This window comes from Amycolatopsis sp. NPDC004368, from assembly GCF_053602515.1.
The window spans coordinates 211,102-234,338 of sequence record NZ_JBSGDT010000009.1 but is presented as its reverse complement, the minus strand read 5'-3'; the positions used below and the strand labels follow the sequence as shown (position 1 = coordinate 234,338).

Below are 23,237 nucleotides of genomic sequence, written 5' to 3'. Positions count from 1 at the left end.
CAGGCCCGGGGGTTCACCCACGGTGGCCCCGGTTTCCGCAGGTGGGGGCGCAAATGGCACCCTCCTCGCAATCCCCTGGTTGCGACCCGCTACAGTACTTACATCGAGCTTCACGGAGCACTCCACTCCACGAGGCACGGGTCCGGGCTGTGGCGCAGTTTGGTAGCGCACTTGACTGGGGGTCAAGGGGTCGCAGGTTCAAATCCTGTCAGCCCGACCGGACAGAAGAGCCGCTTGGCTTGGGCGGAAGCCCAGGTCAGGCGGTTTTTTGATTCAAACGTCTGGATCTTGCAGACGGATGCCGGAGTATCGCTTGGGGACCATCGGGGGACCAGACTGTCCGCCGGAGCGTCCGATATGCCCCGCGCCCAGCTCAGCACGGCCGTGGCTGGTGCAGGCCAGCCGCGGAGCTATCTGAAGACTTTCGAACCGGCCGCTAAACGCCAACCGTACGGGCCGGTGTAACGGGAGACGCGCCTCAAACGACCTTAGGTCAAACGACCGCTTTGGGGAGCAATAGTGGATCATCAAGGTCAACCTCCGTCTGGCCAAAAAACTCCAACTGCTTTTGTGCTAATGCCATTTTCAGAGGAGTTTCGATCCGTCTTCGAAAACTTAATAAAGCAACCTTTGGAAGAGGCTGGTTTTAGCGTCAAAAGAGCCGATTCGGACCTAAATCAGCAAAGTATTCTGAAGGAGTTTGTCCTGGGTATAGCCCGAGCCGACTTGGTGGTGGCAGACGTAACCGGCCTCAACAGCAACGTCATGTACGAGGTGGGACTAGCACACGCTCTCGGTGCCAGGGTAGTTCTATTAACACAAAACATTTCCGAGCTTCCTTTCGACCTTCGAACTTACAAAGCAAATTCGTATTCGACTCACTTTGATGATGCACCCAAGATACGCGAAACCCTAAAGTCAATCGGCACAGCACTCCTGGCCAACGATGCCGAGTTCGGGAATCCAGTTCAAGATTATGCACCCGAATTCTTGCGCGAAGACGCGCCAGTTAAATCAATAAACCTCACCAGCGCCGGAGCTGAATCCCCTCAAAATCCAGCCACGGATGCACCGGAAGAGCCTGAGGAGCAAGGGTACCTGGAAGCAATGGTACAGCTGGAAACCCTCGGGTTCGAGTTGAATGAAGCAACTCGGCCGATCGCTAGTAGGACAGTTGAAATCGGCGAACTCGTGGAAATGCACACGCGCAGGATGCGAAGAGCTCAGGAACAACTAGGCAACAGATCAGCTTCAGCCAACGCGGCGATTGCCAATCAGGTAGCAGCAGACCTCGACTCCTATTCAGCTTCCCTTTCACCTCAAGCCGCAAAACTAGAGCAGGTACTTTCGACCTACTCGGCGGCAGTTGATACCCTCTCCAAAGAAGCTCTCGTCCAGAGCATGGAAGAAGTTATTGAAGCGCGTGACGCGATAGTAAAATTGTTGGAACTTGAGTCCACATTCAATGATACCTCTCAAAATCTCCGTGATTTCTCCACGATCTTGGCAGATTCACCAAACATGACCAGAAGGTTCACAAGCAGTGCACGGAAGGCTGCTTCAGTGCTCGACAGAATTGCAAGTGCAATCGATAGTGCCAGCGTCGAAACGACTCGGGTTCGAGGAATCCTTGAGGTTCGGTCCGATACGGCCTTACGGCGGCTTCGACCGAGCTGACTAAACTGCGCGCAGTCGCGCACGGCTCGGCGACCTGAGGTGCTTCGTCAACAACTCGCCCGCATCAGAGACCGACCGCCGATCCGGGTGGAGATATCGTTGCGTCGTCGACAACGACCCATGACCTGCGATCTCTCGCAGGTGATGGACCGGCACGCCAGCATCCGCCATCCAGGTCAGTCCCGTGTGCCGCAGGTCGTGGCGACGCAGGTGGTCGTAGCCGAGCTGCGAAACCACCTCGTCCCACGACGTTGCGTCACGAAGGACTGCCGTGGTGATGCGGCCGCCGCGAGGGCCGCGGAAGAGCCGGCCGTCCGGGTCGCGATCGGCGAGGGCGATGCGGCGCTCGACCAGCTCCCGAATGTCCTCGATCAACGGCACCGTCCGCGCCCTCTTGCCCTTCGTGCCCTTGTCCACCAGGCCGCCAGGCGACGGCGTGGTCTGGCGGCGGACCGTCCAAGTCCACTCCTTCGTGTCGATATCCCGCACGCGGCAGCCCGAGACTTCCCCGATCCGGGCAGCCGTCGACGCGGCGAACAACACGACCTCGCCCCAACCGCCGTACTCGCCCGACGAGCGCGCGACCAAAGCATCGGCCAAGGTAGTCAGCGCAAACCAGTCCGGGAGCGCAAGAGACCGCGGATCGTCCAACTCGTCCTCGGCACGCTTGTACTCCTGTTGCCACCCCGTCACCCGCGCCGGATTCCGGTCGATGATCTCGTCCCGGACGGCCTGTTCCATCACCCTTACGAGCACCGCGATGCTGTTCTTCACCGTCGACCGGCCGCACTCGTCAGCGATCCACGCGTGAACCGCACGGTCGACGGCACCATTCGTGATCATGCTGACCGGCAGATGACCCAAAGAAGGCACGACGCGCTTACGCCAGCCGGCCATGTACGGGTCCGTCGTCTTGGCTTCCAGACCGCGCAGCGCGAGCGGCATGTTGGCCTCGCCGTACTCGGACAGCGACATGGTGGCCGTGAGCGGATCGACGCCTTGCGCGGCCGCGCGCTCGATGCGCTGAATCCACGCCCGGGCATCGTCCTCCTCCGCGAACGCCTCTGACTTGCTCGGCCGCTTCTTGGTCACCGGGTCGATCCACCGCACCCGGGCCCGGTACGGATTGGCTCGCCCGGGTCGGTACTCGACGTCCGACGACAGCGAGACACCGATGGGGAGCATCACCTCGCCGGCCATTACGCGGCCACCGCCCCGGGGTCGATGCGCTTGCTGCGAAGCCACGCCTCCACGTCGGCAGCGCTGTAGACCGTCACCCGCTCCGACAGTTGCACGAACGGCGGACCTTGCGGCGGCCGAGACGTACGCCACCGCCGCACAGTCGACGGGTCAACACCCAACAGCTCACCGAGTTCCTCCGTGGTGAACCACCGCCCATCCACAAGCCGCAACTCCATCTCGTCCCCCTCTCTCACGCTGCCGCACGAGTTGCCGAAGTTTCCGGCGGCCCGGCGGCTGCAAGTAGCGCCCGGTCGTATTCGGCCTTCCATGCGATGCGTTCGGCGATCGCGTGCATTACGAGGTGCGGCCGGGGTGGCACGTGCGGGTCGCCCGAGTCGGCCTTGCGCCAGACCAACCGCGCCGGATCCGGCTGTGGCTTCTCGATCCCGACGGCGGCCAACGCGTCGAGGACGAACCCCCGCCGGTCCGCCTTGTGATCCACGAGCGTCTTGCCCGACCATTTGCGCGACACCAGCACGCGACGGCCCGGCAAACCGAGCGTGGTCCGCCGGTGAGCCCGGCCCTTGCAATGCCTCGGGGTGGTCTTGCCAGTCGCACCCTTCGGCTGGACCCCGTAGAGCAGCCACACCGCACACCGAGGCGAGCACGGGGTGATGGCCAACTCTGCGTGCAGGCGGTCGTGATGATCGGCCAGAGCGGCGGTGTCGGCCTCAACCACTTCCCCGGTCGACTTGGTCAGGTACTTCGTGAGGTAGCCGATGTGGCGGCCAGCCTCGTCGCTCCCACCCAAGATCCCCTTGGAGTGCACCTGACGCCCGAAGGTCACCACATGCGCCGGCACCTCGACTTGGTCCACTGCGTCGTCCCAGCTCAGCAGCGGCTCGCGGGACTCGGGGTCAACGAACCCGCGTTCCGGCCCGTCCCAGGTGGGCATCCGGTCCGTGTAGACGATTTCGTCGTGATTGGGCCACCAGACCTGGTGATACGTCGCCTCCGTGACCTGCCGGATCACCTCATGCGGCACCGATCCCCGCACCGCCGCGTGCAGGTGCGGCGCAGTCCGCTTCTGCGGCTCGACCGTGGCGAAGTACTGCACATCCCAGCCGACGACCCGCCGCAGGTTCTGCCACCACCGATCGACCAGCGCCGAGAAGTGCACCGCATCTCGAGCAGCCCGCCGGTAGTCGTAGGCGGCAGGGTTGGCCGGGGCGCCGTCACCGCGGACCGGGCCATAGGTGTCGCAGGTCAGCGTGACGAACATCGATGGCCGGAACCGTCCTGCGTACTCACGCCCAACGGTGGTCTTGGCGACCCTGCGGCTAGGCAGGTTGGGAGAGTCCTGCCGCCGCTTCGTCGACCGTTTCACCGCCTTCCTGGCGGGCAGCTCGACGGACGGCAGCCGGCCCCGGACACCGAGTTGCCGAAGTTCCTCATCCACACCCCGGATCTCTTCCCGCAGCCCCTCGGCCTCAGCCGCGTCCTCATCGACGACGTCACGGTAGGCGGCGACCAGATCGGCGCGGAAGGTCAGCAACTCCGTCTGGTCTTCGGTGGGCGGCTCCGAGGTGAGGTTGGGTTCCTCGGTCATGTGCCAGCCCTCGCGACACTGCACCTGCCGAAGCGCCTTGGCCTTGCGGGCACACGGCAGGCACACCGATTCCACGGTGGACCCGCACGGCACCGGCACGTAGCGAATCTCCCCGGTGTCCTGGTCTCCGACCTCCATCGTGAACGGCCGTACGCAAACCCCGTGCTTCTCTGCCGTCGCCTTGATGACGTCATCAGCGAGGGGTGCCCGCATCCGCTCGGCGCGTGTCTCACTCACGCGGCCACCTCCCCGGGCCGCATCCAGTCCCGCAGAAGGGAGACCTGCATCGGTTGCTTGGCGTCAGCCGGGAGGTCCGGAAACGCGCTGGGCTCGAAGGGAACCACGCCGTAGACACGAACCGGGACCCCACACGGCGTCCGGCCGGCGACGCTCAGGTGCACCCAGCGACCTTCCGACGTCCGCCAAAGGGTCGCGGTGACGTCGTCGAGGGTCTCCGCCCAGACCAGCAGCGCACGCGCGACCTCGGGCAGCCCATCCACGTCGAGCTGCACCGTGATCGGCCTCGACCACGCCGTGACGTCGAGAGACGCGACCGGCGGCAGCTGGTGCAAGTCGAGGTGGTCACGAATGGCGTCGAGGAAGACCATCAGCTGATTCACGCTGCCACCCCCTGACCGCGAGCACCGAGGTCAGCGATGCCGCCGTTGGTGACGTAGTGCTCCAGCGCCTTGACCGTCTCGTCCGACACCCAGCCCGCGCGCACCCGCAGGGGCTCACGAATGCCCTCGCCCCACACATAGCCCACGCCGGCCTCGGAGTCCCCGATGCGGTTGGCCCAGGCACCCCGCTCGTACGCGCCATCACCGAGGACCATCCCGACGTGCGTCTTGGACGTCACGCGCAGACACACCCGCCGTGTGAACAGCTCCCGGACCGGCACCGTGTCCTTCGTCGGCTCCTGGACGTAGCCGCGGACCGACATGCCCAACGCCCGACCCTGGGTGGTCAGAAGCGCAACCCGTTCCACGATCGCGTCACGCGTCTTACGGTCGGTGTACTTCGTCAACGCCGCGATCTCGTCGAACTCCAGCAGCTCCAACGGGTACTCCGTCGAAACCGGGATCGTCCGCACTCGCCCGGCAAAGGCGCGCTTGCGCGACTCCATTTCGTCCACCAGGCCGTCCAGCACCTCCAAGGCCTCCGCACCGGTGACTGCGTAGCGGGAGAAGATCCCACGCCCGTAGGCCAGTTCCATGCCCTTGGGATCGATGCCCGACATCCGGATCACGCCGGACCGGATCGCCGAGGCGGCAGAGACCAGCGGGCACCACATCACCGAGTTCTTGCCCGCACCCGAAGCGCCGGCCGTGAGGCAGTGCGCGCCGGAGCCAAGCAGCGGCACTTGCCAGGCGGTCCCGTACTCGGTGTGCCCCGACCAGACCTTGCGAAGGTCCACGCCCGTCCGTTCGACCGCTACCAGGTCCGGCACCGGCAGCGACCGCACAACCGAGCTCAACAGGTCACGGCGCTGGAAGTCGATCGACACCACGTTGGGCGCCTGCTCCCGCACCTGACACCGCGCGACCTTCCGCGCCACCGCCAACGCCCGAGCCGCTTCGTCGAAGTCCTCCGGCTTCTGACCGGCCACAAGCTCAACCCGCACCTCGTCCCACGACGGACCCGAGCGCACCTTGAGCACCTTGGGCAGATGCACACCGGCCCGGGTTGACGTCGAACGCGACAGGGAGCGTCGCCGACCAACGAGGTTGACGTTCACCACCACCGGCATTGCCTCGTCCCGCACGGATAGCCCGCAGGCGTGCAGCCAGTTCGGGAGCTTGCGGCCGTACACAGCCCAGCGAGCCCACCACGAGCGCAGAAACCGCCAGCACAGCTGATCGAACGAGACGACGTCAACCAGCCGCCACAGCCCGAGCACAGCAGCGATGCCGCCGAGGGTGGCGGTCAGCGAAACCCACCCCAACCCGTCAACCCAGAGGTAAGCGCCGATCACGGTGAGACTCGTACGCCACCGCTTGAACACCTGAGCCACCAACCAGAAAGCGCCCTTGCACAGCCACCACAGCGCCACGAACACGATCGCGGCAGCCGCCAGAGCTTCAGCCACCGAGGCCAGCGCGCGACCGATCTTGTGGAGCACCCAGACACCAAGTCCGAGGCCGGCCACCGAGACCATCAGGAACCCAGCCGATACGTGCATCACCGGTCACCTCGCCGCACGGAGAGGTCCAGCGGCAGCGCGCCGAGGCAGGCAGCCCACTTCGTCTCGCCGGGCAGGAGCTTCGCGAATCGCTTGCAGGACAAGCACTTCGTTCGGGTGACCCCGGCTGGCGCACGGTTCTTGCCATCGTTTAGCGTTGTCATTGTTCACTTCCGCTGGTTGTGGACAAGCGCAGGAGCGGCAAGGTTGGTAGCCAGGTTCCGCTTCTGCGCCTTACGGATCACGAACACCGCATGAGGACGTGCTTCATCGCCGCACGTCCCGGCGTGCGTTTTTCGTTACTTCTCTTGACTTCTCTTCGTCTACATGCGACTAGTTGGTTTGCGACTTCTCCGCCTGGAGCCGTGCCGACGCTTCACCCGCCTTCCGTTCCTCGTAGCCAACCCAGTACATGGCTTCGTGGTGGTGCCACCGGTCCACGTCGGCCACCGCTCGGTACATGCGGGCGTTCATCTGGTGGAACGCCACCCACGCGGTGAGGTTCGCGTCCGCCGGGGGACGTCGCTCAGTGGCGGCGTTGTGCGCGGCCTGGAGCGTCTGAGGCTCAGTCGTCGTCGCCATCACGCACCAGCCCCGCGCGGGCGTCGACGACCGCCGCCAACTGCTCCGCCCCGTCGCGGACCTGGCGAAGGAACTCCGCGAACCTCGGCCACAGAGCCGGATCCGCCGGCGGGGTAATCGCCAGACTGTCCGGGTCCAGGTACAGCACCAAACCCGGCGGTGTCGTCGAACCACTCTGGTGCACCCCCGCGACCGCCTCCGGACCGGGCGACCACGTCGCGTTGAACGTCAACGCCGTTTCCCTCCTGCTGCTGCCAATGCCGTGCCTGGTCCTCGAATGCCTCGGCCGCGGACTCGACCGCCGCCAACATCCACCACGTCAGGCCTTCCATGTCCTCCGCGATCGCACGCCAGGCCGAGGCGACCGCTGACGAGGCGTGTGCCATCACCGACGCCGTCCCGTTCCCACCTCGGCTTGCGCGAGCGGCAACCTCCGACGCTGCCCCGTACTTGCGGTACGCGTCCTCCCACGCCCGCACCGATTTCCTGGTCACCATCAGAGCCGTCACGCGGCCTTGGCCGTCTGCTCCTGCTGCCCCGACCGGGCCGGCTTCGACGCGGAAGCACTGGCCTTGAAGCCCATCGCGCGGAACGCGTACGACTGGTACTTGAACTCGCCCTGCCCAGCCACGCGCGGTTCCGCGGTGAGCCCCTCCAGCTCCACCGGGCGCATACCCGGAAGCACCTCACTCGTCGTCGGCACCGGCTGAACGTCCGCGAGGAACGTGATCTCGAACGAAGCACGCTTCGCCTTCGTCTCGGCAGGATCGGTGACCATCACCTTCCACTGCCGCTTGCCTGTCACCTCGTCGATGCGCTGACGCGTCGGCCGACCGGCGGACCGGTCTTCACGCGACTGGAATTCGTTGTCCGGCGAAACCTCGCCCACCATCACCAAGCCCTGCGGAAACGCGTCGTCGAAGTCGATGCAGAACCGGTGTCCCTTGTCAATAGCCATGCTGAATTCCCTTTGCTCATCTGTGTTTTCGGATTGCGCTCAGTCGCGCTCTTCAACCCACTGGGCGCCGAGCGGAGAGGAGTACGTGCGAGTGCGGTCCTGCGTCTCGCACCACTCACCGAACTCGTTCGCGGCCACGGCGAGGCTCCGCGCGAACCGCGCGGTGTCCATCAGGCCGCCGATCCGAGCCGGTACCTGGATCATGATCGCGGTTTCATCGCCCCCGGCCACCAGCTGGCGAACTCCCGGGGAAGGCGACACGACGGCGGCGCCGTATCCGACGAGGGGCTGAATCACCACGTGAATGCCCATGTGCTCTCCCGATGTCTCGGCTTCAGCGCGTCCGGTTTGGCGCGCTGAGATCAGGAGACACCCGGCCAGGGAAGATCACCCGGACAAACTGTCCGGGTGTGCTTGAGCAGGGTCTGGACGACTTCTAACCTGCGTCGAGGACAGCCCTCATGACGATCCTGCGTCTCGACTCTGGGTCGGTATCTCGGGGCGCCGTCCGGAGATGCCAGACCAGCGTGCGCGCAGTCACCGCCTGGTTCGGGATCAGTCGCCGACAAACACGATGTAGTGGTGCGGCTCTCGCAACGCCACCTCACACAAGGCCCGAGCCTCAGCGACCCACGCGCCCCCGCGCTCAACGGGCAGCCTGTCCAACTCCTCCAGCAGCGCAGGGATCTGCAGGCGGTTGAAAACCGCATCACCATATGGATCGAGTGCACCGAGCATGGGAAACGCTGCTTGGTTCATGCCGACGAGTGCGATCTCCCACGGCACCGCGCACCCCGCCCTCGCCACAACTTCGCCCCGCAGCTCGCGGCTCACGATCATTGAGATCACCACGTGATGTTACTTGGGGCGGTGCGGCCTCGGGACCAGTCAGCCGTTACCCGCTGCGGCACTAACGGCGGGCTGGGAGGGCCTTCTCGATCGCGTCGAGCATCGCCGACCAGGGCAGCTCCCGGCCGGGAGCGCTACGCGGCTCGTGCAGCGGCCAGACGTCGTCGCCGTACAGCAGGTGCACGCCGACGCGGCGGAGGTTCTCGATGTGCATGTCCCAGAACGGCTGCCGGGCGTGCGCCGCGTTCACCCGGGGGAAGACTACGACCGGCAGGTTGCGGGTCCCGATCGCCTCGTTGACCTGCGTCAACGCCTGATTGTCAGCGATGCCGAGCGAGAGCTTCGCGACGGTATTGGCCGACGCTGGCGTCACCAGGTAGCAGTCTGGCGCCGGGTGCAGGCTGGTCTGCGATGGAGACCGGGCCTCGACCCGCACCGGGTAGCCGGTGGCTTCTTCGATCTCGGCCAGCGCGCCTGACTCGGCCAGCCATTGGCCGGCCGTCGGCGTCAAGGTGACCGCTACCGTCCAGCCGGCGGCTTGAACGGGACGGATCAGCTTTGGAAGAAGGTCTTCCACCCCACCAGCACCCGAGCCGACGAGCCCGAGAACGCGCGACGTCATGCGCCTACCTCACCGCGCCGCAGCGCTCAGCCAGCGCCAAGAGCGCCGAGGACTTCTTACCCGCCGAGGCCGGGGCACGGCGGTACATCGACCGTACGACCTCCCGGACCATCGTGTTGTGGTGGACGATCGTCGGGGCCTTGGTCTCCGCGTCGAGGAGCACCTGAAGTGCGTCGTCATCCTTCGCGAGCAGGCTAAGCGCCCGCGCGAAGTCGATCAGGTGCGTGACCTGCCGCTCGACCGGCAAGTGATCGACGTTCACCCGGGGTGCGGTCTCGATCACCTGACTGACGTCGCCCAGGTCGAGGGCGGCAGAGAGCCGGTGGAGTTCGACGTTGGCCGGTCCGAAACCGGTCTGCCAGTGGTTCGCGTCCACTCCGAGTTGCTCCGCGGCCCGACTGGCGTTCGCGAGAAGGTCATTCGCGGTCGATCGGTCCTGGTGACGGGCAGCGGCAACGGCCGTGCGGAGGTAGAGCATCCCGTAGAGGCTCAGCGCGGCTGGATCACCGGCGGCCATCCGGGGGACGAGCCACTTCGCGGCGACGTCGCCGAGTTCGAGCGCGTCATCGAACCTGCCCACGGCCAGCAGCGCGTGCGTACCCGAGCGGGCGGCCGAGGCCAGGACCAGCGGGTCATCTGCATCGTCTGCGGCTTGCATCGCCCGTTCGGCGGCAATCCAGGAGAGGTCGGCCTCGCCGATCTTGCTGAGCGTGGTCGCCGCCAGGTGGTGGACTCGTGCGGACACCGCCGCACACGCGCGCTTGTAAGCCGCATCATCGACCGACGCGGCTTCCATGGCTTGGCTCGTCTTGATCAGCCCGGGCAGGGCCGCAACGACCCGGCCGAGCTCACCGTTTTGGTAGCTCGACCAGGCACCTTCCACCAACTGAGCGACGGGCGCCGGGTCGATGTACTCGGGCGACAAGGCGGAGGAAAACAACGTCCGGGAAAGCCTGCGGGGCGCCATGAGGGCATCGCGTATCGCCGGGACGTCGTCGTTCTTCTCCCTGTCCTCCATCAGAACCGGTTCACCGAGCAGGTCACCCAGCGTCACACGGAGCGCCCGCGCGAGGTCAGCAAGGATGTCCAACCTGCGGATATCCCGCTCACCACGCTCGATCTTGCTCAACCAGTCCTCAGTGCGGCCCACCAGGTCAGCAAGCACTGCCTGCGACAGCCCACGCCGCCGCCGGTAGAAGGCGATCCGTTCACCGATGCTGAGCTGATCCCCCGCACCACGCATGGCTATAGCCTAACAAGGTCTCGACCGAAGCTCACGCCGTCACTGCTCGATTGTGCCTTTATGCACCAAGCTTGCGGTACTCTTGGTATTGAGGCTTCTCCAGGTCGTTAATGGTCTTGGCGACCAAATCTTTACATCTTGACGCGTTCTTGAACAAACTTGTAATGTAATTGTTGGCGTACATTGACTCAACATGATCCGTCAGTAGATTGACAATCACATGGGTAAGCCTTGATACACCTTTCAGAACGCTTGACCAGTTAAGATCCGGATCATCCACCTTGCTCATGTCGATCATATGGAACACCAAATGTGCGACAATCCTATTGCCTTGTACCACAATAGACCTTTCCCTTCCCTCCTTATTGTAGCGAAGCGTGTTCAGCGCAGAGTCAACTGACCGCAACACTTCTACAGTACGCCAAATCTTGAATGCACTGACGCTCGAATTGAAGAGCGACTTGTACGGCGGCCTCTCCGTTGACTCCCAGAGTCGACCCACGGCACTCTTGGCAAGTACGGCAAGTGACGGGTCTGGGTATGCACATGCGAGCGCAACGGTAGCTTCATAAACGGTGCATCCCATAGCTTGATCTGGCGATTCGTCACCTCGTTTGATTGCGTAAATTTTACTGCACGAAAGTAGCATTTCCACGCGCAATCGTGCCTGCTCTGGATCTAGCGCCACAAAGTCGCTAGCTTCGACCGAGTTTTGAGTATTAGTAGCTCGTGTTACTTCCTTGGCAAACTCAGGTGGGCAAGCCTCCAGGGAAATGAGTCGAATCCACACTCGCGCACCCTCGGCAGCATCCGAGTCCTTCAAAGCTCTGTGAATACTCGCCACCGTCTGTGCGCCGTTTACTACACTGGCACCAAAAAGAGAAAACTCTCCATAGTTGCGCGTCGTGGCACCGCGGGCCGACTTCTCGATTTTCTGACACAGTACGGTAATTCCGTTGTTGAAGTACCAGAAGTGATCAGGCTGCTCAGCAAGAGTCTCACGAAGGTTGTTGTTGACCCCTGTGACCCCTAGTGACCCGCGAATATTCTGCGCGAATAGACTATCGCCATGGCGCGCATACCAATCGCCCACTGTTTTCGCGTCGACTACGCCATAGAATGCTTCATAAGGCTCGGTAATTGTTCCCCAATGTTCTACCGTGGCCGTTAAGTCTATCGATCCGCCGTCTACACCCTCCGAAACTAGCGCGTGAAACTCAGTCAACCCTAGAACTTGGAAGTCAACCAAAGGGATCGGGTTGTTGAGCTCATCAAGCGTGTCATCAAAGACGAGTTGAACCGCAGGATTTAGCGTACTGCCGCCCGTGGTTGCGACGACCAATACAAAGCGGACACTAGGGTCGCCGAGAGCTTCACTGATTACATCCTTTTGGCGACCGATCTTATCATTGAACCTCTCAAACCGTTCATCGGTAAGGTCCTTAAAACCAGCGACAAAATTCCGCGAGTCACCTAGACCTATGGTTGCCGTTCCATTGGTGTCCCATTTTGACTGAACTAATATGACTTTCGAGTTTGTCTGATCGATGTAGATCGCGTCAATTCCGTTGTCATTACTTCCGTCAACTACGGATTGCGCGGCTTGCACCTGATCAATATCCGCGAATCTTTGCAATGCAAAGGCAGCCAGAGATCGCGTGCAAAATGCCTTGCCGCGCTGCTCTTCGCCAGCATTAGCATAGTCCGACATGTCAATCAGGTTATCGAAGTCGCGAACCAGTGCGGCCTTGATATGGCGCACATGAACCTTGCTCAATTTCCGTCCTCGCAGGCTTGTGAGACAACTATTGCCGAATTTGGCTCTATAGGATCAAGGCGCCGCCTGGGGCGGCGCGCAGGTCACCGCATGCACGGCGGCCCCGCCCGCAAGCGGCACGGACGGCCTGCCGCTCCGCTTCGGCCGCCGGCCGCGGGGCGGGCCGCCGGAGGTGCGGTGGGGTGGGCGCGCCACCCCAGGCGGACACGGGACGCAGAGATCCACATGAGGCGTAGAACGCTCAAAGCGACGCTGGCGTTACTGCCGTCCGTCGGGGCCTCGGAGGCCGCTCCCTCGTCGGTGATCGTCTAACGGCGGATCGACGCCATCAAGGGCGCCTGCGGCGTCGCTGACGCGATGAGCTGCGCTCACCCTTGACGGCGCCAATCCGACGCTAGGGGCGGCAGGGACGAGGAAGAAGGGGCCAGGCTGCCTCCGCGTGTCGGCCACTGCTCGGGGGCAAGAAGACAACCGGCGCACCCATGACCAGGTTCGACGCTGGGGACCACGTGGGGACCACACGTCATGCACGGCGACGAACGACCAGGCGTTTCAGGAACGCCAGTTGATCACCCGCACGCACCCTGAGCTGCGAATACCCCAACTCCCACGTCCTGGGGGTCAAGGGGTCGCAGGTTCAAATCCTGTCAGCCCGACCGGACGAAAAGCAGGGCCCTTGAACAGCGAAAGCGCTGCTCAAGGGCCCTGTTCATTGATCACGAACAGCTTGCGTTGCTGATCCACAGGACGAGCAAGCGTGGACCACTTGCGGACCAGCCAAGCGGGCCCCATACGGGTAAACCTGCGTCAGGCCGAGGCACGCGAACCCAAACCGCGGCCGACGACGAGGCATCGGAACCGACCCGCAGCCTCGGTCACCCGAGCAGCGCAGCCTCGCCCACGGGCTGGGGCAGCAACAGGTACAGAAACCTTCTGTCGCGCGTAGTCGGCCGACCGGGGGCGACCTCGATATGCGAGAACCCGGCGGGCTGTGTGCCGGCGCGCGGCTGTTGACACCGACTGGCTTGTGACGTCGATGTTTCGATGGTGCTGTGCACGCTGGTTGTCACTTGCCGTGCACGGCAGTTGTCATCAGCGGCTACGGCGGCGGCCAGCTCCCGCGCTGTGAGCGCGTTCGCTGTCCACTGAGGACTTCCGTGCGGCGAAGGCCGGCTCCAGGTGCCCCGCGGCCCTGGCCGTGTCCGCGCGCGGTAGTCGGAGTCCTTTGAGGGTCAGGGCGTTGACGGCGACGATGAGGCTGGAGCCGGACATGGTCAGTGCGGCGATTTCCGGGCGGAGCACGAGGCCGAAGGCGGGGTCGAACACGCCGGCGGCGATGGGCAGGGCGATCGCGTTGTAGCCGATGGCCCAGCCGAGGTTCTGGCGCATCTTGCGCAGCGTGCCCCGGCCGATACGCAGGGCGGTGGGCACGTCGAGCGGGTCGGAGCGCATGAGCACGACGTCGGCGGTGTCGATCGCGACGTCGGTGCCCGCGCCGATGGCGATGCCGAGGTCGGCCTGGGCCAGGGCGGGGGCGTCGTTGACGCCGTCGCCGACCATCGCGACCCGGCGCCCGGCCGCCTGTAGCCGGGCGATCGTGGCGGCTTTGTCACCGGGCAGGACCTCGGCGATCACGGTGTCGATCCCGAGCTGGTGGGCGATCCGTTCGGCGGTGGCCTCGTTGTCGCCGGTGAGCATCACGACCTCGACCCCGAGTGCGTGCAGTTCGGCCACGGCCGCGGCCGAGGTGGCGCGGGGTGCGTCGGCGACACCGACCACCCCGGCTGCGACACCGTCGATGGCAGCCAGCACCGCGGTGCGCCCGGTCGCGGCCAGCTCCGCCCGGCGCTGGTCCACTTCGCCCAGCTCGATGCCTTCACGATCGAGCAGGCGCCGGCTGCCGACCACCACCCGATGCCCGTCGACCTGCGCGATCGCGCCGTGGCCGGGCACGTTCTCGAACCCGGCCGCGCCGGCGGCCTCGATGCCGCGGCGCTCGGCCTCACGCACGATCGCCTCGCCCAGCGGATGCTCGGATTCGCGCTCGACCGCGGCCACCAGCCGCAGCAGCTCCCGCTCGTCGCCGGCGGAGCCGTAGGCGGCGATCAGCACGTCGGTGACCTCGGGGATGCCCTGGGTCAGGGTGCCGGTCTTGTCCATGACCACCACGTCGATCCGGGCCGAGATTTCCAGCGCCATCGCGTTTTTGACCAGCACGCCCCGCTTGGCGCCCAGGCCGGTCCCGACCATGATCGCAGTCGGGGTGGCCAGGCCGAGCGCGTCCGGGCAGGTGATCACCACGACGGTGATGGCGAACAGGATCGCCACCGAGAACGCGCTGCCGGTGGCCAGCCAGACCGCCAGCGTCGCGGCCCCGCCGAGCAAGGCGACGAACACCAGCCAGAACGCCGCCCGGTCGGCCAGCCGCTGGCCCGGGGCTTTCGAGTTCTGCGCCTCCTGCACGAGGGCGACGATCTGGGCCAGCGCGGTGTCGGCACCGACCTTGGTGGCGCGCACCCGCAGGGTGCCGTTGGCGTTGATGGTCGCCCCGATCACCGTGCTGCCCGGGGCCTTGTGGGCGGGCAGGCTCTCCCCGGTGACCATCGACTCGTCCACCTCGCTCGCGCCGTGCTCGACGAGTCCGTCGACGGCGATCTTGGCCCCGGGTCGCACGAGTAGCAGGTCACCGGCCACCACCTCGGCGGTGGGGATCTCGATCTCCGCCCCGTCGCGCAGCACGACCGCCTTCGGTGGCGCGAGGTCCAGCAGGGCGCGGATGGCGTCGTTGGCCCCGCCGCGGGCGCGCATCTCGAACCAGTGCCCGAGCAGCACGAACGTGGCCAAAACAGTGGCCGCTTCGTAGAAGACTTCGCCGCCGCCGGTCAGGGTCACGACCAGCGAATACAGCCAGCCCGTGCTCACCGCCACAGCGACGAGCACCATCATGTCCAGCGTCCGGCCCCGCAGCGCCCGCACTGCGCCGGCGAAGAAGATCCAGCAGGAGTAGCCGATCACCGGCAAGCTCAGCAGCAGCGTCCACGCATCTTCGCGCCACGCGAACGGCACCGGCAGCTGAAGCCCAAACACCGCCGACCCGATCGGCGACCACAGCAGGATCGGAATCGAGAACACCAAAGCGACCAGGAACCGGTTGCGCATGTCCGCGACCATCGAGTCCATCGACACCCCGCCATGCCCGCCGTGCCCCATCGCCTCATGCGGCGAGGGCTGCGGCGGCGCGGCGTGGGCGTGCTCGGCAGCTGCCTCCGCACCGTCGCGGCCGGCCGGTTCGTCCAGCGGGTCGCACACGTGGTTCGGCACCGACTGCCCGGCGCAGTGGTAGCCGCACTCGAGCACCCATTGCCGCAAGGTCGCCACCGATGTACGGGCGGGATCGAACGTCACCGTCGCGGCCTGGGCGACCGGGTTGACCTCGACATCCGCCACGCCCTGTTGCCGCCGCAACCGGGCGTCGACCACGCCCTGTTCCGACGCTCGCAGCAGTCCTCGGACGTCCAGGACCACCGTCGCGGTGTCCGCGCCGCGGCCGGTGTGGCCGATGTGGTCACGCATCACTGCCACCTTCTTCGCGTTCGAAGCCTGGGATGTTTTCAGCGGCGCACCGGCGGCGTCCGCAAGGTCTTGCGACCGACGACGGTGTCGGCGGTCAGGACCCGGTCAGCGTTCCCAAGGCTGCTCGGATGCGCCGGCCCGGTCCAGGGGTTGGACCAGGCTGCGTTCGTCCCCGTCCGCGCGGACCACGACATTGGACGGCAGCAGCAGACCGATCATCCGGTCAGTCCCCAGCGCGCGGTGCGCCAGCGGCGGGTTGCACGCGCCGAGGATGACGTAGGGCTCCATGTCGACGTCGAGCTTCTCGTGCATCGTCGCCTTGACGTCGATCTCCGTCAGCACGCCGGAGCCTTGCTCCTCCAGGGCCGCGCGCACGGCGCCGACGGCCTTCCTGCAGCGCAAGTTGACGGTGATACTCAAGTCGTACTTCATGGCCTCTCCTTCCGTGGCAGGTCACGCGGCGCGGCTGGAGCGAGGACGGCCGCGACCACGGAAATCGGTGCGGCAAGCATCCGCCGGATGGTCTGCGCCGGCCGGTTCGTCCGGCGGGTCGCAAACGTGGTGCGGCACCGACTGCCCGGCGCAGCCGCGGCACTCAGCCGGCCAAGCTCGTACCCGGCTTCGCGCACCGCATCGGCGCCTGCCCGGCCTTCACCGCCCGACCTCATGGCCGGGCATCCACGTTTATACCCCACAGGGGTACCTGGCACCAGGGGATTTGGTTGGTGAACCGTGTGCTTGTCGTCCTGCATGTCGGCGCGTGTCCGGCGCGCGTTCGACGAGCGACCGGTGAGGACAGCCGAGTGGTGGCTGCCCTCACCGGGGGTGTCAGGACTGGCCCAGCATCTGCTGCATCTGGGCGATCTCGGCGGTCTGCGAGTCGATGATGCGCTGCGCCAGCGCCTTGGCATCCGGGCTCGAACCGCTCGCCAGTTCCGTCTTCCCCATCGCCACCGCGCCCTGGTGATGGGTCACCATCATCTGCAGGAACATCCGATCGAACGCGGCGCCGCTAGCCTGCTGCAGCTTCTGCATGTACGCGTCGCTCATCATCCCGGGCATGGCCGGCATCGACGACGCCGGCATCGAGCCGTGGTCCATCCCCGGCATCGACCCCGACGCAGCCGCACCCCACTGCGTCAGCCAGGACGTCATCAGCTGGATCTCCGGGTCCTGGGCCTGCTGGATCCGGCCCGCCAGGTCCTTGACCTGCGGGCTGGAGGCCTGCGAGACGGCCATCGCCGCCATCGCCACCGCCTGCCGGTGATGCGGGATCATCTGCTGGGCGAAGGCCACGTCGGCGTCGTTGTGCGCCGCAGGCGCCGACGAGGACGCCCTCGGGCTGGTGCCCACGGTCATGCCCGGGTGGCCGGTGTTGTCGCCGCTACCGCAGCCGGCCAGCAGCAGCCCGGCGGCCAGCACGGCCATACCGGTACCCACAATTGTTTTGTACACGCTCAAAAATCCTTCTCGGTGAAAGTTGCCAATGACAGGTGAAAGCGGGCGCACCAAGGCGCGCGCCTGTCACCGCCGCAACACACACACCAAAGAAAGAACCGACCGACCCCCCACACCGGGTGCTCTGTCCGGGCCGCGCGCCGCAGCCTCCGGCACCAGCAACCACCGCGCCCGCACCCACTGCAGCCACCCGGCGATCGCCAGCAACACCAGCACCGCCGAACCCAACACCTGCCCGAGAATCGCCAGGCACTCGTGCAGCATCGCGCCCATGCCGCCCTCATCCGGCATCGGCTCAGCCGCAGGCTCAGCGTGCACCTGCAGCACCGTCATCGCGGCCGTGCTGTGGTGGGCACCCTCATGCGGAGCCGGCGCATGATGCATCAGCACCACGCCGAGGGCCACCACCCCGATCAGCAGCCAGCGCACCAGCAGCGGGCGACGGGTGGTGTCCATAACCTCCACAGTAGCCGCTGACGGCGTCGCAACCGGCACGAGGCGACACCCGGCACAGCGACCCTTCCCCAACGGGCACAGTAGGTCCGGCTCACCGCAGACGACGAGGACTTTGTACCTGCCGCTGCGCGACGTTGGCCCATCGAACCGCGATACCCAGGCAGGCACGATGGCGATGTACCCACTACGGGATGCCGACGAGCCGGATCAAACCGAGCCGCGGCTCCGTGGAGCAGACGGGGCCGCGAACCATGCGGTCCCGCCATGAACGAACAAGGGATCACCAAGATGTACTGGTACGGCAACGGCATGAGCGGCTGGGGCATCGCACTCATGACCATCGGCAACCTGGTGTTCTGGGCCCTGGTCATCGTCGCGATCGTGGCCCTCGTCCGCGCTCTCAGCCGCCGGCCTGCGACCCGCGACCGCGAAATCCCACCGCCTGTCCCCGAACAGCTACTGGCCGAACGGTTCGCCCGCGGCGAGATCGACGAGCAGACCTATCGGCACGACCTCGGTACCCTGCACCAGCTCCACCATTCCACGCCCTCCGGCTGAACTCGGTCGCCAGGCGCACCAGCCGTACGGCTGCGCCAGGACCCCCGGCATGCCCTGCGCACGGTCCGCACGGCGCGACACGTCACGGCGCCGGCGCGCAGGCTGGCCGCGACCGGAGCGCGTGACCTCCGATCCCACCGGCCGCGACCATCGCGAGTGGGGCTGTTCCGAGATCGGTGTTTCCGGCCCGACACGCCGGACTGAGGTCCGACGGGATGGACACTGTGAGTGATGACTGTTCACCAAGAACGTGCTGGAAACGGCGCTGAACGAGGAAATGACAGAGCACCTCGGGCATGAGGAGAATCAAGCAGATCCGGCCCGGGACTCGACCAACGTGCGGAACGGTGCCCGGTCGAAGACCGTCGTCTCGGACGCCGCCGGTGAAGTGCGGATCGAGGTGCCGCGGGATCGGGAAAGCACGTTCGAACCCCAGATCGTGAAGAAGCGGCAGCGCCGAATCACGGATGTAGATCAGATCGTGCTGTCGTGGTACGCGAAAGGGATGACCACCGGGGACATCTCCGCGCACTTGGGCGAAATCTGCGGGGCGTCGGTGAGCAAGGAGCGATCTCGCGAAGCACCGACAAGGTGATCGCGCAGATGCAGGACTGGGCCAACCGGCCGCTCGACTCGGTGTGTGTGGCGGTGTCGCGGTGGAAACCAGTCATCAACGCGTTCGCCATCACGTTCGGTGACCGCCGGCCGGGAGCCGAAACCTACTGACCAAACCGCCGGAAACACCGATCACGGGATAGACCCCAGCGCCACGCTGGTGGCTGTGCGGTCAGCTCGATCGGCTTCGGTGACCGCGATGTCGCGGGGGACGTCGCGACCGCCTGGGCGGGTGAAACCAGGCCGGGAGTAGCCACGGCGCGTGCGCCTCAGGGGCGGAGGGGCCGCTCGCGGCCCTGAACTCGACGGTCTGTCGGAAGCCATAGGTGCTTGGACAACAGTGGTGCAGCGGCTGCCGCGAGGCGGCAACGACGAGTGCGATGACGGCGATACCCGCGAGCACGTATGCATCACCTACTGCGAGCTGGCTGAGGTTCCAGGTGAGTTCGCGTCTCTGACCGTTGGGGACGACGTAGATGAACCAGCCGGTGAACACGCCCACGACGGTGAGCAGCCCGGTCGCGCGGATGCGATGCGGCAGGTCGGTGCACGCCGCTAGGTAGGCCACAGCGGGTGCGGCCCACACCCAATGCTCGGTCCAGGAGATCGGGCTGATCAGGAGCGCGCAGGTGGCCGAGACCAGGAGGGCCGCCCGGTGGTCGCCGTATCGGGCCACGTATCGCGCCAATCCGAGTGCGACGCCGGTGCACAACACGGCCAGACCCACGTGGACGAGCCCGGCGGCCCCGCTGGGAACCAGGCGGTGGGCGAGCCCGGCGAGGGACTGGTTGCCGGCCCACACCTGGTGTCCGGTGACGAAGCCGCCGAACAGCTGGGATGTCCAGTACCGAAATGAATCACCTGGCAATACCGCCGCGCCCACCGCGGTGGCAGCCGCGAACACCGACACTGCCCGGAGCGCTTCGCGTACCCGGCCGGTGACCAGCAGATGCAGGATGAAGAACAACGGGGTGAGCTTCACGGCCGCGGCCAACCCGATCAGCACGCCTCCCGCGCGCGAGCCACGCAGGGCGAGCACGTCGACGGTGACCAGAGCCATCAACACGATGTTCACCTGGCCCAGTCCCAGAGTGCGCCAGACCGGTTGCAGGCACAGCACCGCGACCAACAGCACTGCGAACCCGGATGGCGCCATCCGGGCGTTGGTGATCAACCGCAGCACCCTCGAGAGGGCGAACGCGGAGGCCACCGCCATACACCCCCACGCGAGCTGGACGGGCAACGCGGCCAACGGCAGGAGCAGCAGCGCCGCGAACGGCGGGTAGAGGAACGGCAGCGGCTCCGGCGACCACTCCGGTAGCGGCAACCACCCGTACAGCGGGTCACCGTGGACGACCGCGAGAGCGCCTGCCCGGTACACCGACACGTCGATCCCCAGCGGCCGGCCCATCACCCACGACGCTACCGACATCGCCGCCAGCGCCCCGGCGAGCGCCAGCGGCGCATATCTCACCGCGTGAGTGTTCCCGGCTGTCGTGCGGTGCGTCGTGGTCATGCTGGCCGAACCTAGCCAGAGCTGCAGAGGTGGTCGTCGCCTCACAGTGGCGTCTTGGAGTGCTACCCGCGTAGTGGTGACCGCGCGGGCCGGTACGGCAGTCGTACCCGCCCGTTGTTCAGGGTCGAGCAGCTGTTCAGGGTTGAGCAGCTGTTCAGGGTTGAGCAGAGCAGAGGCAACACTCTGTTCCGCTGTGGCGGGTCACCGGTGAGGTGAGACGAGTCCGCACTCGTAGGCGATGACAACGGCTTGGGCGCGGTCCCGCGCGCCGAGCTTGGTGAGCACACGGCTGACGTGGGACTTCGCGGTCTGCTCGACGATGACCAGGCGTTGCGCGATCTCGGCGTTGGACAGGCCCTGGGCGACCAATCGCAGCACCTCGGTCTCCCGGCCGGTGAGCTGATCCACGCGCCCCAACCCGGGTAGGGGTTGGCTTCCTGGGCCTTGCGCGGCGATCTCGGCGACGAGCCGGCGGGTGACCGTCGGAGCGAACAGGGCGTTCCCGCCGGCCACCAGGCGAACCGCGTTGATCATGTCGTCCACCGGAGCGTCCTTGAGCAGAAAGCCACTGGCCCCTGCGCGCAAGGCGGCGTAGACGTACTCGTCGACGTCGAACGTGGTCAACATCAGCACTCGCGGGCGGTCCCCAGCGCCGTCAAGGATGCGACGGGTGGCTTCCAAACCGTCCATACCCGGCATCCGTACGTCCATCAGCACCACATCAGGCGCGAGCTCGGCGCAGATGGCGACGGCCTGCGCGCCGTCCGCGGCCTCGCCGACGACCGTCATATCGGATTGCGCCGAGAGGACAGCTCGGAAACTCTGCCGCACCATGGTCTGGTCATCGACTATCAGCACCCGCAGCGACTCGGCAGCGATGACCCCTCACCCCTTCTCGATCGGCAGACTCGCGGTGACCACGAATCTCCCGGTCGCATCCGGCCCGGCCTCCAGTGTGCCGCCCAGCATCACGGCCCGTTCCCGCATCCCCACCAGTCCATGCCCGGCCCCGGCGCCGTCGTCCCGTACCTTGGCCGTGATCTCGTTGCACACCACCAGCCGCAGCCCCACCTCGGCGTCGGTGATCTCCACCGACACTGCGGAGCCGGGTGCGTGGCGCACGGCGTTGCTCAACGCCTCCTGCAAGATCCGGTACACCGACAACGCTACCCCCGCGGGCGCCCCTTCGAGATCGCCATCCTGACGGAACACGACCTCGATACCACTGTCACGGATCCGCTCCACCATCGCCGTGATCTCGTTGGCCGTGGGTTGCGGCTCGATTTCCACTTCATCCGTGGTGGAGCGGAGAACCCGCAACAGCCGTCGCATCTCGGCAAGGCCGTCGCGGGCCGTGGTGTGCAGCGCGGCGAATTCCTCGCACAATTCCTTGGACAATTCCGGGAACCGGTAGCGCGCGGAATCGCAGCGCAACGCCAGCACCGACATGTGATGGGCGACCACGTCGTGCAACTCCCGGGCGATGGCGTTGCGTTCGGCGAGCGTGGCGGCCCGTTTCTCCTGCTGGGCGCGGCGACGTTGCTGCTCGGCGCGCTCGCGCTCGGCACGACGCCACAGCCCCACGACGTGCCCCGACGCCAATGCGGCTGCGATACCACCCGTCATGACCACGGCGTGATGCAACGCCTGGACCGGCAGCACCACCGCCACCACCGCGCTCAACGCGAACACCCAGCCCACCACGGCGCCGCGACAGCTGACACCGACCCGGTACAGCACCACCAACGCCGCCCCACCCAAACTCGGCGTCCAGGCCCAGCCCCACTGGAGGGCCAGGTCGGGATACACCCACGGCGAAACCGCCGCCAACACGATCACACCGCGCCAGGCCCACAACGGACTGACCTCCGACACCACAACCGGGACGGCGGCAGCAGCCGCCATCGCCAGCCCCAGCACAGGCGTAGGACCCCACCTGGCCGGCGGGAAACTCACCGCCGCAAAGAGGCACCACGCCACAACGCCGGCCGTCACGATGAACCGCGCCACCATCACCCCGCGCGACGCCGTCACGCGGTGCCGAGGTCGACCACCGAGCACCACCGCGGCCGCCAGAGCCCTCCACATCCCGGGCCACATGGACCTGCCCTCGAACGGCATGGCCGCAGCCTAGCTGGCTCACCGAAGTTGCACGCCGTGAACGCGCTCACCGCGCCCGTTTCGGCGGGCCAGGTCGGCCAGCGGGTAGATCGGGGTGGTGGCCCTGGCGAAACCGACGGTAGTCGTGCGGTCGAGGATTGCGTCCGCGGAGAACCCGATGACGTGCCGGACCTTCGAGCCTTTCGGGGCGGCCCCGACACGGTGGCGGGTTTCGGTTCCCCGGCACACGCTGCAGAGTCCGACGGTTGCTTCTTCGTCC

22 protein-coding genes, 1 tRNA gene and 1 pseudogene are annotated in these 23,237 nt (G+C 66.0%); 4 read left to right on the top strand and 20 right to left on the bottom strand.

The features are described from left to right. The first annotated feature begins 143 nt into the window (after nt 1–143). Both ACWEOE_RS16510 and ACWEOE_RS16505 read left to right on the top strand, forming a co-directional pair. Nucleotides 144–217 (top strand) — tRNA-Pro (locus tag ACWEOE_RS16510). Nucleotides 218–519: 302 nt separating this feature from the next. Next, nucleotides 520–1,677: a hypothetical protein gene (locus ACWEOE_RS16505; protein WP_452009423.1), complete on the top strand. Its 1,158-nt coding sequence runs from the start codon at nt 520–522 to the stop codon at nt 1,675–1,677. Here the strand turns inward: ACWEOE_RS16505 and ACWEOE_RS16500 are convergent, their stop codons facing one another. From ACWEOE_RS16500 to ACWEOE_RS16420, 17 genes are all read right to left on the bottom strand, one after another. Further along, complete coding sequence (locus ACWEOE_RS16500) at nt 1,678–2,877, bottom strand: tyrosine-type recombinase/integrase (protein WP_452009422.1); 1,200 nt, start codon at nt 2,875–2,877, stop codon at nt 1,678–1,680. Next, a complete protein-coding gene (locus ACWEOE_RS16495) occupies nt 2,877–3,095 on the bottom strand; it encodes a helix-turn-helix transcriptional regulator (protein WP_452009419.1) in 219 nt (72 codons plus the stop codon). The genes ACWEOE_RS16500 and ACWEOE_RS16495 overlap by 1 nt, the downstream gene beginning before the upstream one ends. Nucleotides 3,096–3,109: 14 nt before the next feature. Beyond that, on the bottom strand, nt 3,110–4,681 hold the full coding sequence (locus tag ACWEOE_RS16490) for a replication initiator (protein ID WP_452009455.1): 1,572 nt from the start codon (nt 4,679–4,681) through the stop codon (nt 3,110–3,112). 20 nt (nt 4,682–4,701) lie between these two features. Continuing rightward, on the bottom strand, nt 4,702–5,088 hold the full coding sequence (locus ACWEOE_RS16485; RefSeq protein ID WP_452009416.1) for a hypothetical protein: 387 nt from the start codon (nt 5,086–5,088) through the stop codon (nt 4,702–4,704). Next, the gene (locus ACWEOE_RS16480) at nt 5,085–6,626 is read right to left on the bottom strand and encodes an FtsK/SpoIIIE domain-containing protein (RefSeq protein WP_452009414.1); all 1,542 of its coding nucleotides are present in this window, start codon (nt 6,624–6,626) and stop codon (nt 5,085–5,087) included. The genes ACWEOE_RS16485 and ACWEOE_RS16480 overlap by 4 nt, the downstream gene beginning before the upstream one ends. A gap of 357 nt (nt 6,627–6,983) precedes the next feature. Then, nucleotides 6,984–7,232, bottom strand: a complete 249-nt coding sequence (locus ACWEOE_RS16475; RefSeq protein ID WP_452009411.1) for an AMED_5909 family protein — start codon at nt 7,230–7,232, stop codon at nt 6,984–6,986. Beyond that, nucleotides 7,216–7,464 carry a hypothetical protein gene (locus ACWEOE_RS16470; protein ID WP_452009409.1) on the bottom strand — a complete coding sequence of 83 codons (249 nt, stop codon included), beginning with the start codon at nt 7,462–7,464 and terminating at the stop codon, nt 7,216–7,218. The genes ACWEOE_RS16475 and ACWEOE_RS16470 overlap by 17 nt, the downstream gene beginning before the upstream one ends. A gap of 273 nt (nt 7,465–7,737) precedes the next feature. Continuing rightward, entirely contained in the window at nt 7,738–8,190 is a 453-nt protein-coding gene (locus ACWEOE_RS16465; RefSeq protein ID WP_452009408.1) for a hypothetical protein, read from the bottom strand. Nucleotides 8,191–8,229: 39 nt separating this feature from the next. Then, nucleotides 8,230–8,502 carry a hypothetical protein gene (locus tag ACWEOE_RS16460; RefSeq protein ID WP_452009405.1) on the bottom strand — a complete coding sequence of 91 codons (273 nt, stop codon included), beginning with the start codon at nt 8,500–8,502 and terminating at the stop codon, nt 8,230–8,232. A gap of 243 nt (nt 8,503–8,745) precedes the next feature. Further along, the gene (locus tag ACWEOE_RS16455; RefSeq protein WP_452009403.1) at nt 8,746–9,039 is read right to left on the bottom strand and encodes a hypothetical protein; all 294 of its coding nucleotides are present in this window, start codon (nt 9,037–9,039) and stop codon (nt 8,746–8,748) included. Between the two features lie 61 nt (nt 9,040–9,100). Next, entirely contained in the window at nt 9,101–9,661 is a 561-nt protein-coding gene (locus ACWEOE_RS16450; RefSeq protein WP_452009401.1) for a flavoprotein, read from the bottom strand. Nucleotides 9,662–9,665: 4 nt separating this feature from the next. Next, nucleotides 9,666–10,904, bottom strand: coding sequence for a helix-turn-helix domain-containing protein (locus tag ACWEOE_RS16445; RefSeq protein WP_452009399.1), 1,239 nt, complete (start codon nt 10,902–10,904; stop codon nt 9,666–9,668). Between the two features lie 58 nt (nt 10,905–10,962). After that, nucleotides 10,963–12,681 (bottom strand): AIPR family protein, encoded by a 1,719-nt coding sequence (locus ACWEOE_RS16440; protein WP_452009396.1) that lies wholly within the window; start codon nt 12,679–12,681, stop codon nt 10,963–10,965. Nucleotides 12,682–13,773: 1,092 nt separating this feature from the next. Then, nucleotides 13,774–16,254, bottom strand: coding sequence for a heavy metal translocating P-type ATPase (locus tag ACWEOE_RS16435; RefSeq protein ID WP_452009393.1), 2,481 nt, complete (start codon nt 16,252–16,254; stop codon nt 13,774–13,776). Nucleotides 16,255–16,359: 105 nt separating this feature from the next. After that, complete coding sequence (locus ACWEOE_RS16430) at nt 16,360–16,686, bottom strand: DUF302 domain-containing protein (protein WP_452009390.1); 327 nt, start codon at nt 16,684–16,686, stop codon at nt 16,360–16,362. 396 nt (nt 16,687–17,082) lie between these two features. Then, nucleotides 17,083–17,709, bottom strand: coding sequence for a DUF305 domain-containing protein (locus ACWEOE_RS16425; RefSeq protein ID WP_452009388.1), 627 nt, complete (start codon nt 17,707–17,709; stop codon nt 17,083–17,085). Between the two features lie 69 nt (nt 17,710–17,778). After that, entirely contained in the window at nt 17,779–18,168 is a 390-nt protein-coding gene (locus tag ACWEOE_RS16420) for a DUF6153 family protein (RefSeq protein WP_452009386.1), read from the bottom strand. Nucleotides 18,169–18,432: 264 nt separating this feature from the next. On the opposite strand from ACWEOE_RS16420, the gene ACWEOE_RS16415 reads away from it, so the two are divergent. Both ACWEOE_RS16415 and ACWEOE_RS16410 read left to right on the top strand, forming a co-directional pair. Next, complete coding sequence (locus tag ACWEOE_RS16415; protein WP_452009384.1) at nt 18,433–18,726, top strand: SHOCT domain-containing protein; 294 nt, start codon at nt 18,433–18,435, stop codon at nt 18,724–18,726. Nucleotides 18,727–18,967: 241 nt separating this feature from the next. Beyond that, nucleotides 18,968–19,377, top strand: a pseudogene (locus ACWEOE_RS16410) (transposase); the annotation flags it as partial. A 136-nt stretch (nt 19,378–19,513) separates the two neighbouring features. On the opposite strand, the gene ACWEOE_RS16405 reads toward ACWEOE_RS16410, so the two are convergent. The 3 genes from ACWEOE_RS16405 to ACWEOE_RS16395 form a co-directional block, all read right to left on the bottom strand. Then, entirely contained in the window at nt 19,514–20,857 is a 1,344-nt protein-coding gene (locus ACWEOE_RS16405; RefSeq protein ID WP_452009381.1) for a glycosyltransferase 87 family protein, read from the bottom strand. Between the two features lie 201 nt (nt 20,858–21,058). Continuing rightward, nucleotides 21,059–21,721: a response regulator gene (locus tag ACWEOE_RS16400; RefSeq protein WP_452009453.1), complete on the bottom strand. Its 663-nt coding sequence runs from the start codon at nt 21,719–21,721 to the stop codon at nt 21,059–21,061. 21 nt (nt 21,722–21,742) lie between these two features. Beyond that, entirely contained in the window at nt 21,743–22,978 is a 1,236-nt protein-coding gene (locus ACWEOE_RS16395; RefSeq protein WP_452009379.1) for a sensor histidine kinase, read from the bottom strand. Nucleotides 22,979–23,237 lie beyond the last annotated feature (259 nt).

Bases quoted from the DNA above. Each gene is read 5' to 3' on its own strand.
- ACWEOE_RS16500 (WP_452009422.1), bottom strand. From the start codon at position 2,877: ATGGCCGGCGAGGTGATGCTCCCCATCGGTGTCTCGCTGTCGTCGGAC.
- ACWEOE_RS16495 (WP_452009419.1), bottom strand. From the start codon at position 3,095: ATGGAGTTGCGGCTTGTGGATGGGCGGTGGTTCACCACGGAGGAACTC.
- ACWEOE_RS16490 (WP_452009455.1), bottom strand. From the start codon at position 4,681: ATGCGGGCACCCCTCGCTGATGACGTCATCAAGGCGACGGCAGAGAAG.
- ACWEOE_RS16480 (WP_452009414.1), bottom strand. From the start codon at position 6,626: ATGGTCTCGGTGGCCGGCCTCGGACTTGGTGTCTGGGTGCTCCACAAG.
- ACWEOE_RS16475 (WP_452009411.1), bottom strand. From the start codon at position 7,232: ATGGCGACGACGACTGAGCCTCAGACGCTCCAGGCCGCGCACAACGCC.
- ACWEOE_RS16465 (WP_452009408.1), bottom strand. From the start codon at position 8,190: ATGGCTATTGACAAGGGACACCGGTTCTGCATCGACTTCGACGACGCG.
- ACWEOE_RS16460 (WP_452009405.1), bottom strand. From the start codon at position 8,502: ATGGGCATTCACGTGGTGATTCAGCCCCTCGTCGGATACGGCGCCGCC.
- ACWEOE_RS16450 (WP_452009401.1), bottom strand. From the start codon at position 9,661: ATGACGTCGCGCGTTCTCGGGCTCGTCGGCTCGGGTGCTGGTGGGGTG.
- ACWEOE_RS16445 (WP_452009399.1), bottom strand. From the start codon at position 10,904: ATGCGTGGTGCGGGGGATCAGCTCAGCATCGGTGAACGGATCGCCTTC.
- ACWEOE_RS16435 (WP_452009393.1), bottom strand. From the start codon at position 16,254: ATGCGTGACCACATCGGCCACACCGGCCGCGGCGCGGACACCGCGACG.
- ACWEOE_RS16430 (WP_452009390.1), bottom strand. From the start codon at position 16,686: ATGAAGTACGACTTGAGTATCACCGTCAACTTGCGCTGCAGGAAGGCC.
- ACWEOE_RS16420 (WP_452009386.1), bottom strand. From the start codon at position 18,168: ATGGACACCACCCGTCGCCCGCTGCTGGTGCGCTGGCTGCTGATCGGG.
- ACWEOE_RS16415 (WP_452009384.1), top strand. From the start codon at position 18,433: ATGAACGAACAAGGGATCACCAAGATGTACTGGTACGGCAACGGCATG.
- ACWEOE_RS16405 (WP_452009381.1), bottom strand. From the start codon at position 20,857: ATGACCACGACGCACCGCACGACAGCCGGGAACACTCACGCGGTGAGA.
- ACWEOE_RS16395 (WP_452009379.1), bottom strand. From the start codon at position 22,978: ATGCCGTTCGAGGGCAGGTCCATGTGGCCCGGGATGTGGAGGGCTCTG.